15 protein-coding genes and 1 tRNA gene are annotated in these 15580 nt (G+C 50.1%); 7 read left to right on the forward strand and 9 right to left on the reverse strand.

Translation table 11 applies throughout. The annotated features are described in order from the left end of the window. Nucleotides 1-43: 43 nt before the first annotated feature. Nucleotides 44-1747, reverse strand: a complete 1704-nt coding sequence (locus X794_RS07165; RefSeq protein WP_011310061.1) for a cation:proton antiporter — start codon at nucleotides 1745-1747, stop codon at nucleotides 44-46. Nucleotides 1748-1901: 154 nt separating this feature from the next. Here X794_RS07165 and X794_RS07170 point away from each other — a divergent pair, with 154 nt between their 5' ends. Next, nucleotides 1902-2675, forward strand: coding sequence for an MBL fold metallo-hydrolase (locus tag X794_RS07170; protein WP_011310062.1), 774 nt, complete (start codon nucleotides 1902-1904; stop codon nucleotides 2673-2675). Between the two features lie 54 nt (nucleotides 2676-2729). Continuing rightward, nucleotides 2730-4562 (forward strand): TIGR03960 family B12-binding radical SAM protein, encoded by a 1833-nt coding sequence (locus X794_RS07175; RefSeq protein WP_011310063.1) that lies wholly within the window; start codon nucleotides 2730-2732, stop codon nucleotides 4560-4562. Between the two features lie 74 nt (nucleotides 4563-4636). Here the strand turns inward: X794_RS07175 and gyrA are convergent, their stop codons facing one another. Continuing rightward, nucleotides 4637-7066 (reverse strand): DNA gyrase subunit A, encoded by a 2430-nt coding sequence (gyrA, locus tag X794_RS07180; RefSeq protein WP_011310064.1) that lies wholly within the window; start codon nucleotides 7064-7066, stop codon nucleotides 4637-4639. Nucleotides 7067-7069: 3 nt separating this feature from the next. After that, a complete protein-coding gene (locus tag X794_RS07185) occupies nucleotides 7070-7876 on the reverse strand; it encodes a tetratricopeptide repeat protein (RefSeq protein ID WP_011310065.1) in 807 nt (268 codons plus the stop codon). A 212-nt stretch (nucleotides 7877-8088) separates the two neighbouring features. Between X794_RS07185 and X794_RS07190 the strand changes: the two genes are divergently transcribed. Continuing rightward, on the forward strand, nucleotides 8089-8307 hold the full coding sequence (locus tag X794_RS07190) for a NifU family protein (RefSeq protein ID WP_011310066.1): 219 nt from the start codon (nucleotides 8089-8091) through the stop codon (nucleotides 8305-8307). Nucleotides 8308-8364: 57 nt separating this feature from the next. Here the strand turns inward: X794_RS07190 and X794_RS07195 are convergent, their stop codons facing one another. The 3 genes from X794_RS07195 to X794_RS07205 form a co-directional block, all read right to left on the reverse strand. Then, the gene (locus tag X794_RS07195) at nucleotides 8365-9582 is read right to left on the reverse strand and encodes an aspartate kinase (protein WP_034376973.1); all 1218 of its coding nucleotides are present in this window, start codon (nucleotides 9580-9582) and stop codon (nucleotides 8365-8367) included. Nucleotides 9583-9696: 114 nt separating this feature from the next. Beyond that, nucleotides 9697-9900, reverse strand: a complete 204-nt coding sequence (locus X794_RS07200; protein WP_011310068.1) for a hypothetical protein — start codon at nucleotides 9898-9900, stop codon at nucleotides 9697-9699. A 23-nt stretch (nucleotides 9901-9923) separates the two neighbouring features. After that, entirely contained in the window at nucleotides 9924-11105 is a 1182-nt protein-coding gene (locus X794_RS07205) for a cofactor-independent phosphoglycerate mutase (protein ID WP_011310069.1), read from the reverse strand. A gap of 72 nt (nucleotides 11106-11177) precedes the next feature. On the opposite strand from X794_RS07205, the gene X794_RS07210 reads away from it, so the two are divergent. Continuing rightward, nucleotides 11178-11255: transfer RNA gene (locus X794_RS07210), tRNA-Pro, on the forward strand. A gap of 11 nt (nucleotides 11256-11266) precedes the next feature. On the opposite strand, the gene mazG is transcribed toward X794_RS07210, so the two are convergent. Both mazG and X794_RS07220 read right to left on the reverse strand, forming a co-directional pair. After that, nucleotides 11267-12052 carry a nucleoside triphosphate pyrophosphohydrolase gene (gene mazG / locus X794_RS07215; RefSeq protein WP_034376972.1) on the reverse strand — a complete coding sequence of 262 codons (786 nt, stop codon included), beginning with the start codon at nucleotides 12050-12052 and terminating at the stop codon, nucleotides 11267-11269. Between the two features lie 119 nt (nucleotides 12053-12171). Beyond that, nucleotides 12172-12870: a zinc metallopeptidase gene (locus tag X794_RS07220; RefSeq protein WP_011310071.1), complete on the reverse strand. Its 699-nt coding sequence runs from the start codon at nucleotides 12868-12870 to the stop codon at nucleotides 12172-12174. Between the two features lie 138 nt (nucleotides 12871-13008). Between X794_RS07220 and rpsT the strand changes: the two genes are divergently transcribed. The 3 genes from rpsT to X794_RS07235 all read left to right on the forward strand — a co-directional run bounded on the left by rpsT (nucleotide 13009) and on the right by X794_RS07235 (nucleotide 14613). Then, nucleotides 13009-13275: a 30S ribosomal protein S20 gene (rpsT, locus tag X794_RS07225; RefSeq protein WP_034376970.1), complete on the forward strand. Its 267-nt coding sequence runs from the start codon at nucleotides 13009-13011 to the stop codon at nucleotides 13273-13275. Between the two features lie 100 nt (nucleotides 13276-13375). Continuing rightward, nucleotides 13376-14020, forward strand: a complete 645-nt coding sequence (gene lexA, locus X794_RS07230; protein ID WP_015407359.1) for a transcriptional repressor LexA — start codon at nucleotides 13376-13378, stop codon at nucleotides 14018-14020. 11 nt (nucleotides 14021-14031) lie between these two features. After that, nucleotides 14032-14613, forward strand: a complete 582-nt coding sequence (locus X794_RS07235) for an aldolase (protein WP_015407360.1) — start codon at nucleotides 14032-14034, stop codon at nucleotides 14611-14613. Here X794_RS07235 and fmt read toward each other — a convergent pair. Continuing rightward, entirely contained in the window at nucleotides 14610-15557 is a 948-nt protein-coding gene (gene fmt / locus X794_RS07240; protein ID WP_050708059.1) for a methionyl-tRNA formyltransferase, read from the reverse strand. The genes X794_RS07235 and fmt overlap by 4 nt on opposite strands. Nucleotides 15558-15580 lie beyond the last annotated feature (23 nt).

Raw genomic sequence — 15580 nt, forward strand, 5'->3', positions numbered from 1 at the left:
TTAAAAGATGCTAAAAGTATAGCATATTCGACTGTACCTGAAGCTACTCTGGTTTGCCCATATTCCGCAGGCTGTTCAAAATGTACTGGATTTCAATAGTAGTCATGCCGAAGCGGTGCATGGCGTGGCGGGAGAGTTCCAGACCTACTTCAAATTCGGGTTGGACAACCTCGCTAACGCCCATTTTTTTAAGTTTTTCCGCCTGCATGTCACTGGTTACTCTGGCTACAATATCCAGCCGTGAATTTATCTTGCGGGCATTTTTGACTACCTGTTCAGTATCTGCAAAACCGGGCATGGCACAAATAAGCAGGCGGGCTTTATCCAAGCGGGCAAATTTGAGTATTTCCGGATTGGCGGCATCACCGTATATGGCGGGAGCTTTCTGGCGGCGAAGTTCAGCTATGGTCTGGGGGTCTAAATCTATAACCAGAAAGGGGAAATTTCGGCGGCTCATCACACGGGTCAGGGTCTTGGCTACACCCCCTTGCGAACAGATAACCGCATGGTTGGAAATATCCAAATCCTTATATTCCGTCTGCCCGGAGGTACGCAGGCTGACCAGTTTGCTGGCTAGTGGCCACTGGCTGACCTTCCGGTAGGCCGCACCGCTGAAACTTAAGGCAAAAGGAGTGATTATCATGGTAATAACCGCAGCGCTGATAGTAATGGCGTAAATGCTGTCTGTAATGACCGATGCGGCCAGACCTACCCCGGCTAGTACAAAACTGAATTCACCTATCTGCATCAGGCCGATACCGGTAGTAAAAGACGTCTGGAAGGTATAGCCGAAAAGCCAGGGCACCACCCCGGCCACCAGACTCTTGATAACCACCAGAAAGGCCACGACCAGCAGAACCAAACCCATGTTTTCCACCGCAAAGTTCAGGTTAGCCAGCATACCCAGAGAAACAAAGAACAAAGCCCCGAAAATATCCCGCAGGGGGATTATATCTGCCAATGCCTGCTTTGCATACATGGACTGTCCTATAAGAAGTCCGGCTATAAAAGCACCTACCGCCGGTGAAAGCCCCAGCGCAGTTGCCCCCATGGCCGCCCCCAGAGACAAGGTGATAACGGACAGCAAAAAAAGCTCGTGGGAATGGGAAGCCACTCTCCCCAGCAAACGGGGGAAAACCCAGAAACCCAGTGCAAACATAGCCAGAATAAAGGCTGTGGCTTTGGCAAAGGCAATGCCCATGGTAAAGCCGATATCCCCGCCGTCACCCCCCAAAGCCGGTAAAATAATCATCAGGGGAATAAGGCAAATATCCTGCACCAGTAAAATACCCAGCATCACCCGCCCGTGAGGGGCTTCCATTTCGCCCCTGTCCATAAGTATCTTAAGGACTATCAGGGTAGAGGAAAGTGAGACCATAAACCCGAAGAAGATAGAGGCATTTATATCCCAGCCCAGACTTCTGCCCAGCAAAAAGCCAAATCCGGCAGTCACAATTATCTGGATAAGACCGCCCAGTACCGCCACCCGTCCTACCCGTTTGAGTTCATCCAGTGAAAAATCCAGCCCCAGTGTAAAAAGGAGCAGAATTACCCCGACTGTAGCCATAGATTCAATTACGCCCGGAGACTGTACCAGCCCGAAACCGTTTGGGCCTATGGCTATACCCGCCCCCAGATACCCCAATAAAAGGGGCAGTTTGAAGCGGCGTGCAAGTAACCCGGCCAGAACAGCCGCCACCAGAACAATGATTAAGTCCAACCCGAAGCTGGAGCCTAATTCTTCCAAAGCCCTCTCCTTATTCGGGGAAAATCAGGGATGCAATATTCTAACACATAGCCCCACACTTTCTACACAAGCTTTTATAACTAGTGCCCAAAGCAGGTCTAAATATTTTATAAATTGGCATTTGGATAAATAATGTCTATACTAAGTGTCTGATATGAACTACACCGAAGAAACAAACAGCCTAACTTTTCTGGGTACCGGCGGTGCCAGATTTATGGTCAGCCGCCAGATACTGGCTTCGGGCGGAATCTGGCTAAACCTTGACGGCAAGCGTTTCCTGATTGACCCCGGTCCGGGCAGTATTGTGCAGGTATGCCGCTTGGGCTTAGACCCGGAAAAACTGAGTGCTATTCTTTTGTCTCACCGCCACCTTGACCACTCCGGCGATGTGAACGTAATGATAGAAGCCATGACCCAGGGAGGGTTTAAGAAACACGGCCATTTTCTGGCCCCTAAAGACGCGTTTGATAATGAGCCGGTTATATACTCTTATCTGAAGCCGTTTTTAAATGACCTGACCATGCTTGAAGAAGGCCGTGAATACAATCTGGACGGGATAAAGGTTTTCACCACCCGGCGTCATCAGCACCCGGTGGAAACCTACGGATTTATCTTTGAATCTTCCAGCCACCGCATAGGTTACGTAAGCGATACCCGTTATTTTGAGGAGATGCCGCAGGTTTACGCAGGTTGCGATGTTCTGATAATAAACGTAGTCCTGAAGGAAGCTATAGAACGTATTTATCATTTGAGCATACCGGATGCCGCCAAACTTATTACCGCGGCTAAACCCAAAACGGCTATACTTACCCACTTTGGTCTGCAGCTTTACCGGGCAGACCCGGCTAAAATGGCGGCACAGCTGGCAAGTGAAACCGGCATACCCGTCATAGCCGCCGGCGATGACCTGCTTTTCAAGCTGGAATAAACCCGAAACACAGTTTATTGTTTTTACCAGAATTAGTCCCAGAGAGGAACGCTTTTGAACTATCCCGAACATATTCTCCATCAGGTTGAAAAGCCCGGCCGTTATACCGGCGGGGAATGGAATTCCGTTTGCAAAGAATGGGCTGATATCCCCCTGAAGGTTGCCCTGAGCTTTCCAGATACATATGAAATAGGCATGTCCAACCTGGCCATACCCCTGCTTTACGATATTTTAAACCGCAACCCCAGTATACTGGCCGAAAGGGTATTTGCCCCCTGGCTGGATATGGAAAACCTTATCCGTGAGCACAACCTGCCTTTTGTCAGTCTGGAAAGCGGCCACCCATTAAAAGAATTTGATATTCTGGGCTTTTCACTGGGATATGAACTTACCTATACCAATATACTGAATATGCTGTCTCTGGCCGGCATACCCATACTGGGAGCCGAAAGGGGAGGGGATTTCCCGCTGGTAATTGCCGGGGGAAGCTGCAGCCTGAACCCTGAACCTTTGGCAGACTTTATAGATGCTTTTGTAATAGGCGATGCCGAAGAGGCAATGGAAGACCTGTGTAAAGGCTTTATTGATGCTAAAAAACGCACTCTTTCCAAACCACAGCTTCTGAGGGAGCTGGCCAAAATCCCCGGAATTTATGTACCAAGCCTGTATCAGGCTGAATATAACCCTGACGGAACTTTAAAATCCATCACCCCAACCGTACCTGAAGCGCCTTCGGTGGTGAACCGCCGAATTTTGCCCGCTTTGCCGCCGCCAACCGTCAAACCGGTAGTGCCCTATATAGAGGTGGTGCAGGACAGGGGGGCAGTGGAGATAAGCCGGGGTTGCAGCCGGGGCTGTCGTTTTTGTTCGGCCGGCATTCTGTACCGTCCGGTCAGGGTGCGCCCGGCGGAAGAGGTTATAACTGCAGTTGAAGGCATAATGGACAACTGCGGTTATGATGAAATTTCCCTGCTTTCGCTAAGCTGTTCGGATTATCCGGGTATAGAAGGTTTGGTAAAAACTCTGGCTGAAAAATACGCAGACAAACACCTTGCCCTGTCACTGCCCAGTTTACGCCTGACCCCGGATTCGGTCAGTTTGGTAAATGTTCTGGCAGGTGCCCGAAAAAGCGGCTTAACCTTTGCCCCGGAAGCAGCCAGCCCGCGTCTGCAGAGGGTTATAAACAAACTTACCTCTGAAGAAGAGTTGTGCGCTACTGCCCGAACTGCCTTTGAAAGCGGCTGGACCAGCTTTAAGATGTATTTCATGATAGGACTGCCGACCGAAACTGACGAAGATGCAGCCGCTATCTGCCAGATGGTGGGCAAGGTAAACGCCTTGTCCCGAATCGCTCCCGGACGCCGCCCCCAGATACGCCTGAGTCTGGCATCATATGTACCCAAAGCCCATACCCCTTTCCAGTGGGAAGCCCAGCTGGACGAGGAATCTCTCTACCGAAGGGCAGATATAGTCAGGCAGGGGCTGAAACGCTGGGGGATAAAGCTTTCCTGGTCTGATACCAGAATGAGCCTGCTGGAAGCGGTATTTTCCAGAGGAGACCGCCGTCTGGGCAGGGTGATATACACCGCCTGGCAAAAGGGTGCCAAATTTGATGCCTGGAGTGAATGTTTCAATTTTTCTCTCTGGCAGGAGGCTTTTGACGAATGCGGCTTAAACCCCTCATTCTATGCCCACCGCAAACGTTCATTAGATGAGACTTTGCCCTGGAATCATATAAATACGGGGGTAAGCGCCGAATTTCTGAAAAGGGAATATACCCGCTCGCTGGAAGAGCAGGATACTCCTGACTGCCGTGAAGGCAAATGCCATGCCTGCGGGCTGGAAAAAGCGGTAACGGAATGTGCCGACCGCCTGCATAGAAAATAAACCTGCTGTTTGAAATCCGAATAAAAAGGGGGGCTTTTTTAAGCCCCCCTTTATTTTTAACCAAAAGACTTCAGCTAAAAAGTAGCTACCGCAACCACTCTGTCACCTTCTTCAAGACGCATTACCCTCACACCCTGAGTGGCTCTGCCCATGATGGGTATGCCATGTGAGGGGTCTTCTTCCTTGACCTGGGTACGGGTAACCATGCCATCGGCTGAAATAAGCATCATCTGGTCAGTTACACTGACTACCTTGGAGGCAACCACTTCACCGGTTTTATCTACTACCTTGAAGTTTATAACCCCGCTGCCAGCCCGGTGCTGCTGGGGATATTCCTCTATGGCAGTCAGCTTGCCGGCACCGTTTTCAGTTACGGTTATTACCATCGTTCCCTCTTGGGCAACGTCCATGCTGACCACTTCGTCCTCCATGGAGAGGACTATAGCCTTGACACCGCCGGAAGCCCTGAGACTGGTGCGGAGTTCACTCACCGGGAAGCGGATGGATTGACCCAGACGGGTAGCCAGCAGAATATCTTTTTCTTCTATGGTCTCTACCGCCGCTACCAGTTCATCAGAAGCAGTCAGATCCATGGCTATCAGGCCGGAGGAACGGACGGCTGTAAACTCCTGCAGGGAGGTTTTCTTGATTTCACCTTTATTGGTAGCCATCAGCAGGAAATGGTCTGCCGGGAAGCTTTTCAAATCCAGTATGGCGGTTATCCGTTCATCCTGGGTAACAGGTATCAGGTTTACGATAGCTGTACCCTTGGCGATACGGGAGGAATCATCAGGTATATCAAAACAGCGCAGGCTGAATACCTTGCCCCGGTTGGTAAAGAAGAGCAGGGTATCATGGGTATCCGAAACCGACAGGAACCGGACAGCGTCTGCTTCGCGGGTGGGCATACCCATTATGCCGGTACCGCCGCGATGCTGCAGACGGAATACATTAGCCGGTACCCGTTTGATAAAGCCGCGCTCACTTAGGGTAACTATAACATCCATATGAGGCACCAGGTCTTCCACCCGGAATTCTATAACACCTTGGTTAGAAATCTCGGTGGCACGGGGTTGGCCATAGCTGGATTTAAGGTCTTTGGCATCTTCCTTCACCAGAGCATAAATCTTTTCAGGGTGAGACAGCAGGTCTTCCAGATAACCTATCCGTTTCATAAGTTCGGCATATTCATCCAGTATCTTCTGGCGTTCCAGATTGGCCAGACGGCGAAGCTGCAAATCCAGAATAGCCTGGGCCTGTACTACCGAGAAATCAAATTCGGCTATCAGGTTTTTACGGGCGGCATCACCGTTTTCGGAGCCGCGGATAATGGCGATGATACGATCAATAAAATCCAGCGCTTTTTTAAGACCTTCCAATATGTGGGCACGGTCTTTGGCGGCTTTAAGTTCAAACTGGCTTCGGCGGGTGATAATAAGATGGCGGAAATCTATGAAGTTTTTAAGTACTTCTTTCAGGCTGAGAACCTGCGGCTGTCCGTCTACCAACGCCAGCATATTTACAAAGAAAGAGGTGCGCATATTGGTATGTTTGTAAAGGCTGTTTAAAACCTGCTGGGGTTCGGCATCCCTCTTTAGTTCAATAACTACCCGCATGCCCTGGCGGTCAGATTCGTCACGCAGGTCGGAAATACCGGTCACTTTGCGTTCCTTGACCAGTTCGGCAATCTTAGCCACCAGTTCGGCCTTGTTTACCTGATAAGGAATCTCGGTAACAAATATAGCCTTGCGGGTTTCCACTTCGCCAATATGGGCTTTGGCCTGGATAACAATCTTACCTTTACCGGTAGCATAGGCACTCTTTATGCCATCAGTACCCAGTATAGTACCGCCGGTAGGAAAGTCCGGCCCGGAAACAAACTGCATCAGTTCGTCCACCCCGCAATCAGGGTTATCTATCAGGTAACAAATAGCCTGACAGAGTTCGGCCAAATTGTGGGGAGGTATATTGGTAGCCATACCCACCGCAATACCCGAACTGCCGTTCATGAGCAAGTTAGGTATGCGGGCCGGCAGAACAGTAGGCTCTTCCAGCGAGGAATCAAAGTTGGGCATGAAGTCTACGGTATTTTTGTCTATATCTGCCAGCAGATGTTCGGCTATCTGAGCCAAACGGGCTTCGGTATAACGCATGGCAGCCGCGGGGTCGTTGTCCACACTGCCAAAGTTACCCTGACCGTCCACCAGCGGGTAACGATAAGAAAAGGGCTGGGCCATGCGTACCATGGCGTCATAAACGGAAGAGTCACCGTGGGGATGGTATTTACCTAAAACTTCACCCACGATACGGGCACTCTTTTTATAGGGGGTATTGTGTTTCATACCCAGGTCATTCATGGCATAGAGGATGCGCCGTTGTACCGGCTTAAGCCCGTCACGCACATCCGGCAGGGCACGCGAGACTATTACACTCATAGCGTAATCAAGGTATGAGCCCTTCATTTCATCTTCTATATTTATCGGCCTGGTATTACCTGTTACCATATTCTAAACCTCCAGATCACCCTCGTTTTCATCATCAGTATATGTCTGGCTTTCAGCCTCAGCTTCTTCTGCCATCAGTTCGGTTTCATCTACTTCTATCTCGTATCCGCCTTCTTCTTTGTCACTCTCATCAGGCTCGGTGCTGACAGAACTCTTGGAAATCCCTCTGGAAGAGAATGAAGGTATACCCATCTGTGAGGGGTGCTGGAAGGTTTCACGTATAATCACCACCAGTTTTTCTTCATTGGAACTGATAACGGTGGCAGAATATTTGTTGCCGCCCTTCATCAGTTTTATAAGCCGCTTGGAAGTAGGTATATCCACCATCCCCAGCACTTCCCCGCCGCAGTTTTCCACCCACAGATTCATACCGTCTATCCGCAGACAAAGCTGGTCACCGGCTACAATTCTGGCCAGTACCCCTTTGGGAGCCAGGCGGGTCAGGTTTATCACCCCGGCTTTGCCTATTTCCTCCAGGAAATCCTGAGGCTGAACACGGTGAATAACCGGCCCGGCCGCGGTGCGTTCCTTGCTGAGCACTTCCAGCCGGTGCAGATTTTTTTCAGCTATTACATTATAAGGATCTATTTCTTTGGCACGGGTGTAGGCAGCAATAGCTTCCGGATAAATAGCCAGCTCCAGATAGGCACGCCCCAGACGGTTAAAGGCTTCTACATCATTCGGGAACTGGTCAACAATTTTTCTATTAACCTCCACCGCCTCTTGCCAGCGTCCTTCCATGGCTAAATCTACAGCCTGTTTACTGCTCTGGCGCTTGAGTCTTAGCTGTTCCTCTTCTTGATATGCCATAGATTCCTCATTTTTAGTTATTTGCTAAACGAGTAGTTATTTTACTGTATGCTAAACCCGTCTACAAGTATGAGAAACCATTTATTTGGTTATTATACTCCAATTAGCTTAAAAATTCGCTTAGCCCGGGGGCAAATTGACACCATTTCTAGGCTATGGTACTGTAATTTATAGGTGTTTTAATAATTTTTAACTACTGGAAGGAGCTACTGATGCTGGAAAAAGTAGAAGCCGTTCTGGATAAAATCAGACCGGCCCTGGAAGCCGACGGCGGCAATGTTGAACTGGTAGATGTTGTGGACGGAGTAGTAAAAGTAAAACTGGTTGGCGCTTGTGCCGGCTGCCCCATGTCTACAATGACCCTGAAAAATGGCATTGAGCGTATCCTGAAGCGCGAGATACCCGAAATCAAAGAAGTAGTGGCTGCCTAAAGCAGCCACTCTCTTTTTATATACAATTTAAACCAAACACTATACCGCTAAAAAACCCTAGTCTTTTTCCATCTCAAAGGCCTTGTGTATGGCTCTGACCGCATCTTTTACCTTGTCTTCTTCTATAATGCAGGTTATGCGTATTTCCGAAGTGGAAATGAGCAAAATATTTATGCCGACATCTGAAAGAGCCTTGAACATACGGGCGGCATAACCGGGGGCATTCAGCATGCCGGTGCCGATAATGCTGACTTTGCCTATTTTGGAATCACTCAGCACTTCTCTGGCCTGAAGTTCCTTGGCAATGGGGCCTATAACCTCCAGTGCCTTGCCCAAATCTGACTTGGTTACCGTAAAGGTCAGGTCTGTGATATGGTCCTGGCTGGAGTTCTGGACGATGGTATCCACGCTAACCCCGGCCTTTGCCAGCGGGGCAAAGAGACCTGCCGCTATGCCCGGCTTGTCAGGCACTCCTAAAATGGTTATCTTAGCTACCTCAAAATCATGGGCTATTCCGCTGACCCTGTTTCGTATTTCCATCTTTTCCCCTCCATGTATAAGTGTGCCGGGATTTTCATTAAAACTGGAAGCCACCAGAATGGGTATATTGTACACTTGGCCTATTTCCACCGCCCGCGGGTGCATTATCTTTGCCCCGTAAGACGAGAGTTCCAGCATTTCTTCATAACTTATTTCCGAAAGCCGCCGGGCGTCCGGTATCAGGCGGGGGTCAGCGGTATAAACGCCGTCCACGTCTGTATAACGTTCGCATATGGAAGCTCCCAAACTGGCCGCCAATGCAACCGCTGTGGTATCGGAACCGCCCCGCCCCAGAGTGGTAACATCCTGGCAGTCTGAAATACCCTGAAAACCGGCCACAATTACTACCCTGCCTTTATCCAGTTCGTCATGGATACGTTTGGGATCAATGCCGGTGATACGCGCTTTGGAATGGACCGAGTCCGTCCGAATGCCTGCCTGCTGGCCGGAAAGGCTGATAGCATCCTGACCCATATTTTTAAGTGCCATAGCCAGCAGGGTGCTGGAAACTATTTCACCGGTAGAGAGCAAAACATCCATCTCACGCGGTTCGGGACAATCATTGAGCTTGTGGGCAAGCTCAATCAGGTCATCGGTAGTATCTCCCATGGCCGAAACCACCGCCACCACATCATTGCCCTTCTGGCGGGCGGCAATAATCCGCTTGGCTACGTGTTTAATCCTTTCGGCATCACCAACCGAAGTGCCGCCGTATTTATGAACTACAACTGCCATACTAAACCCCAAACATTCTGTTTATATTTTGCCTGTTTGTTTTAATAGACCTGCACCGGCGGGAAAGCCGGATTTTGCCATCTATTATAAACCTTTAGCCTGAAAATAAAAGACTTAGGGTCTGCTACCCCACCACAGTACAAACATAATTATCACCAAAACTACCGCACCTACTATAATCCAGGTGAAAAGGCTGCGTTCCACGCTTTTTCGGCGGGTATTTCCTGCCAGCCGCCTGCGGGTACAATCCACACAGGTACAGGCCGGGGGATGCCCCCCGTACATGGCGTTTCGGTATCTGTCATCTTCTCTGGGCATATTTTATCTACCTCTAAATAAATCTATTTAAGAAAAGCCTGCATCAGGGTGCAGCCCTTTTCAAATATTATACCTGTTTTAAGGGCTTCTTTCTCTGTAAAACGGGATACTCCGTTAGCTGAAAAACCCTTGCCCCACATCAGGAAGGGTACAGGCTCTGCCACATGGGTTTTAAGCTTGATGGGGGTGGGATGGTCAGGCATAACAAGCACCCGAATATCTTCCGGGTACGAAAGAAGTTTACTCACCATAAACTCATCAATAAGCTCTATCGCCTTTACTTTATCCGAAAGACTGCCGGCATGGCCGGCTTCATCCGGTGCTTCTACATGAATTACCGCCATATCATTATCCCGCAGGGCAGAAAGACCGCCCTGCATCTGACCTGAAAAATCATTATTCAACCCGTCGGTTATGCCGTGTAGTTCCAGTATTTTCATATCCATCATCAGCCCCAAACCCCGCAGCAGGTCTACGCCTGAGGTTAGAGCGGCATCCAGCCCGTAAGCTTTTTTAAAAGAGGGCATGGGCGGAATGGGGCCGCTGCCCCAGAACAGCCAGATGGAATTGGCCGGCAGTTTACCCTGACTCTGGCGGTGAAGGTTTAGCGGGTGATCCCTGAGTATCTGCTGGGAGGAGCTGATAAGCTGGTTTAAGATAAGGCTTCCCTCACCCTGCGGCAGATAAGGAGATACCTCCCGGTCGGAAATATCGTGGGGAGGGGTACAGAGTGCGTTCGCCGTATTGCCCATACCCTTTAGTTTAAGCAGATGACGGTAATTTACCCCAGGGTAAAACTTTACCCGTTCACTGCCAAGCTGCTTAGACACTGCGTCCAGCAGTTCGGAGGCTTCTTGGCTGGAAATATGCCCGGCTGAGTAACTGGCCATTTTGCCGTCTATTATAGATACCAGATTACAGCGGAAAATAACTTCGTCAGGGGCAACACTTACCCCCATGCTGACAGCCTCAATAGCCGCCCGCCCTTTATAATAAATTTCGGGGTCATACCCCAGCAGGGACATGCAGGCACAGGCAGATGAGGGCTCCATGCCGGGGGGCACATTGGCGCTTAATCCCATAAAACCGTTTCGGGCCATCTTATCCAGATTGGGGGTGTGAGCCAGTTCCAGTGCAGTTTTACCGCCCTGTTCTTTTAGCCCCCAGCCGGAGGCACCATCAGTAATAAGTACGCAATATTTCATTTCATCCAACCCCTGCTTGCTTTAGCTTCAAGTTGCCCTTATTAGCAATTGTCTCTATAATAGTAAATCTGGCGGGGCGTAGCGCAGCCTGGTTAGCGCGCAGCGTTCGGGACGCTGAGGCCGGAAGTTCGAATCTTCTCGCCCCGACCATTCTAATTTGCTTATTCTCCGTTTTCTTTCCTTTTAGCCGCCTGCCAGAGTTCATTCTGTTCAGCAAAACTCATCTTGGCAATATCCCTGCCTGTTTTGCGGCAAAGCTCTTCCATGTGTTCAAAACGGCTGTAAAAACGCCTGTTTGCCCCTCTGAGGGCAGACTCAAGGTCTATTCCCTGCCTGCGGGCGTAATTGGCCAGTGTAAAGAGTATATCCCCAAATTCTTTTTCTTTTTCAAGGGCGTTTGGGGCAGAACTGTACTCAGCCACTTCTTCAGCCAGCTTTTCCAGCACCCCTTCGTCTTCTTTCCAATCAAAACCCACTCTGGCCACCCGTCCCTGTATTTCCTGACTGTAACTAAGGGCCGGTAACTGTTTGGGTACCCCGGAAAGCATGGGTTTGTCATGGCCACGCTCGGTCTTTTTTATCTCTTCCCAGTTATGCAAAACCTCTGCCGAGGACGAAAGCTTAGTTCCCCCGAATACATGGGGATGGCGGCGGATTAGCTTGGTGTTTATAGCCTCTATCACGTCACCCATATCAAACTCTTTGGCTTCACTGCCCATTTCGGCATGGAATACTATCTGGAGAAGCAGGTCTCCCAGTTCACCGCAAAAACGATCCTTGTCATCTGCGTCCAGAGCTTCCAGCACTTCATAGGTTTCTTCAAGAAAGCTGTCCCGCATGGATTTATGGGTCTGAGCCCTGTCCCAGGGACATCCCTCCGGGCTGCGAAGTATACCCAGAATTTCCCGCAGGCTATCAAAACTGCGCAGGTCTTGCGGCTGTTTCATTAGCTACCCCCTAAGACTACTGGTGTGATTATACGTTTATCACCCTTGGCTTGACAAGAAAAAGCCCCGCTTCCGGCGGGGCTTTTATATTTAAATGGATAAGCGGTGAATTAAATATTTTAGTCTCTCCGCCCGAATCCCACCAGCATAAGTACAAAATAAAGCAACTGGCCGACCGCCTGTAGCAAAGCCGCCACATAGGTAAGGGCAGCCGCACCCAGCACCGCTTTGACCCCGGCTGATTCCTGCACCGAAACCAGTGAACCGCCGCTAAGCATAGCCATGGCCCGGCTGGAAGCGTTGAACTCCACCGGCAGGGTAATGAGCGAGAATATTACCGCCACCGCAAATAAAGCTACCCCCGCCCAAGCCACCGAAAGACCGAATGACAAAGAGAAGCCATACAGAAAAAGACCCACCAGCACCATAATAAAGCCGAACTGGCTGCCAAAGTTGGCAACCGGGAAAAGGGCGTTACGGATTTTCAAAAAAGCATACAGTTCTTTATCCTGAACGGCGTGGCCTACTTCATGGGCGACAATGCCTATAGAAGCCACCGAAGCCGTATTGGCTACTTCAGGTGAAAGCCGCAGTACCTTGGCTTTGGGGTCATAATGGTCTGAAAGCTTGCCTTTGGTAAGCTCTACCTGAACATTCCCCAGCCCGTGTTCGTCCAGCAGGCGTCTGGCCGCCTGAACACCGCTCAGACCGGAAAGATTTCCCACTTTGGAATATTTTTTAAAAGAACTGCTGACCCGCCACTGGGCATATAGCATAAGCGCCAGGGGAGGCAGCATAAACAGCAAATATAAAAACATACTGTGCTCCTTAGGTTACATAAATACATTATATTTTAGCAGAAACAGCCCTTCTGATAAAGTTACTGTGCCTGCGGTTGCATTTGGGTTGTATATTTGCTATATTCCATAGGTACATTTTATTGGAGGTAGACTCACTTGCCTAACACAAAATCTGCGGAAAAAGCTTTGCGTGTAGCAGATGCCAACCGTCAGGAGAACCGCCGGGCCAAGAGCCAGGTTAAGACCAGCTTAACCAAGGTCAAGAAACTGGTTGATGCCGGTTCTATAAACGAAGCTGAAACCGCCGCTGTATCCGCTCAGAGCAATTTAGATAAGGCTGCCGAAAAGGGTATTATCCACCCCAAAAATGCCGCCCGCCGCAAGAGCCGCCTGATGAAAAAGCTCAGCCAAGCCGCTAAGTAACACCGCTTTTTATTTGCGTTTTCCACCTTCCTTTGTGTATTGACAGGGAAGGTGTTTTTGGTTTATTATGTAGAACAATTGTTCTTATGCGGGGACAGAGTTGATTGCTAAACTGACTACCAGACAGCGGGCTATGATAGATTTTATTGCCCGTTTCCGCCGCCGTTACGGGTATCCCCCCAGCATTCGGGATATCGTAAGCGGCTGTAATATCAGCTCTACCTCTGTTGTAGATTACAACCTCAAAATCCTGCAAAAAATGGGGCTTATCCGCCGCCAGGCCGAAATATCCCGCGGGATAGAGCTGGTGGGCACGGAAGAAACCAACGAAGGCCGCATAAGCATACCTGTCATCGGTCAGATTGCCGCCGGCACTCCCATACCCGTCCCCGAATCAGACAGCTTTGCCGTGGTAACTTCTGACGAAAGTATAGAGGTTACCGAAGACCTTACCCGAGGGCGGGAAAATATTTATGCTTTGCGGGTTAAGGGCGTCTCCATGATAGAAGACCTGATCAATGACGGCGATCTGGTAATAATGCAGCATACCCAAACGGTGGACAACGGTGAAACGGCCGCTGTCTGGCTGAAAGACCAGAAAGAAGTCACCCTGAAAAGGGTCTACATGGAACCGGGCAGGGTACGCCTGCAGCCGGCCAACCGCACTATGCCGCCCATTTATACCAAACCGGATAATGTTGAAATACAGGGGCGGGTTATAGCTGTAATCCGCCAGCTGGATTAGGATAGCTTAAGTTGAACGGGCAAACACCTTCTGAAACCCTGCATTGGTTTATACAGGCTGGAAAACTGCTTTTCGGGCGGGGACTGGTTTCCTCACACTCCGGCAACCTCAGCCAACGATGGAAAGACAAGCTTTACATAACCCGAACCGGCAGTTCACTGCCTCTTTTTAGCGAAACAGACCTGATACTGACCGGTCTTGACCATAATGACCAGTTTACCCCGCTTGCCTCAAGCGAACTGCCCGTTCACAGGGCTATTTACCGCCGCACATCCGCCAAAGCCATAGTTCATGCTCACCCGCCTTATGCAGCCGCTCTCTCCCTGCTTGAGGGGGAAATAATACCGGACTGCGGTGAGGGGCTTTACTGCCTGGGAGCTATACCGGTTATCGGTTTCGGAGAGCGGGTTCAGCCCGGCAGTCTGGCAGAAGAAGTGGCTACAGCACTGGAAACACACCGGGTTATAGTGGTAGCCGGTCATGGCAGCTTTGCAACAGGGGAAAACATAGAAGAAGCCCTGAAATACACTTTTGCTTTGGAAGAAATGTGCCAGGTAACCTATCTGGCTCGTATCCTCAAGAAAGCTGACTAAACTCCCAGATTAACCCCGTCAAAGTTGCGTTGCCCGCGGACAAAATCTGCCGCACTGCAACCGGCCTTACCTTCCAGCTGAAGACGGATTATCTCCAGCTCTCCCGAAGCTGAGCCAACCATTACTCGGGATTGCTCATAAACCCTGACTTCAGAAGGCTTCAACCCAAGCCCCAGATTTCGGGGCTTTGCTTCCAGTATTTTCAGAGTTTTTTGATTGAAGGTGGTAAAAACCCCCGGCCAAGGGAAAAAAGCTCTTACACGGCGTTCAATTTCAACAGCCGAAGTCTGCCAGTTTATCAGTCCCATCTCTTTGGTGACCATACCAAAATAGCTGGCCTGAGTGTTATCCTGCACCTTCGGTTCCGGCAGAGAGGGGATTTGACTTAATAACTCCAAAAGCATACACCCGCCGATAAAGGCCAGTTTGTCTGCCAGAATGGGGGTGGTATCTTCAGGGCGGATGGCTACCATAGAACGGGAATAAACCGGTCCGGTGTCCAGTCCAGCTTCCAGTTTCATCAGAGAAACGCCAGCCCATTCGTCACCCCCCAGCAGTGTGGCGGCAACCGGAGTTGCTCCCCGGTAACGGGGCAGCAGGGAGGGGTGAATATTGAGCACCCCGTAAACAGGTATATCCAATACTGCCTGAGGCAAAATAAGGCCGTAAGCAGCCACTACTATCACATCCGGTTTAAGCTCCTTTAAAAAAGCCTGCTCTTCAGGTTTCTTGAGACTCTGGGGCTGGTAAACCGCCAGCCCATGCTCCAGTGCTAGTGTCTTTACCGGGGGAGGACAAAGCTCACGCCCCCGCCCGGCCGGACGGTCAGGCTGGGTGTAAACGCCGCAGATATCGTATCCTTCGGCAAGAAGCATTTTAAGCGGGGTAAGGGCAAATTCGGGACTGCCCATAAAGACTATCTTGAGTTCATTCATCACCACCATTTTAACACCGCCTAATTACCATA

It is taken from the genome of Dehalococcoides mccartyi CG5 (assembly GCF_000830885.1).
GTDB lineage: Bacteria > Chloroflexota > Dehalococcoidia > Dehalococcoidales > Dehalococcoidaceae > Dehalococcoides > Dehalococcoides mccartyi_B.

Coding starts and splice junctions, on each gene's coding strand:
- X794_RS07170 (WP_011310062.1), top strand. CDS start 1,902: ATGAACTACACCGAAGAAACAAACAGCCTAACTTTTCTGGGTACCGGC.
- gyrA (WP_011310064.1), bottom strand. CDS start 7,066: ATGGTAACAGGTAATACCAGGCCGATAAATATAGAAGATGAAATGAAG.
- X794_RS07185 (WP_011310065.1), bottom strand. CDS start 7,876: ATGGCATATCAAGAAGAGGAACAGCTAAGACTCAAGCGCCAGAGCAGT.
- X794_RS07190 (WP_011310066.1), top strand. CDS start 8,089: ATGCTGGAAAAAGTAGAAGCCGTTCTGGATAAAATCAGACCGGCCCTG.
- X794_RS07195 (WP_034376973.1), bottom strand. CDS start 9,582: ATGGCAGTTGTAGTTCATAAATACGGCGGCACTTCGGTTGGTGATGCC.
- X794_RS07200 (WP_011310068.1), bottom strand. CDS start 9,900: ATGCCCAGAGAAGATGACAGATACCGAAACGCCATGTACGGGGGGCAT.
- X794_RS07205 (WP_011310069.1), bottom strand. CDS start 11,105: ATGAAATATTGCGTACTTATTACTGATGGTGCCTCCGGCTGGGGGCTA.
- mazG (WP_034376972.1), bottom strand. CDS start 12,052: ATGAAACAGCCGCAAGACCTGCGCAGTTTTGATAGCCTGCGGGAAATT.
- X794_RS07220 (WP_011310071.1), bottom strand. CDS start 12,870: ATGTTTTTATATTTGCTGTTTATGCTGCCTCCCCTGGCGCTTATGCTA.
- fmt (WP_050708059.1), bottom strand. CDS start 15,557: ATGGTGGTGATGAATGAACTCAAGATAGTCTTTATGGGCAGTCCCGAA.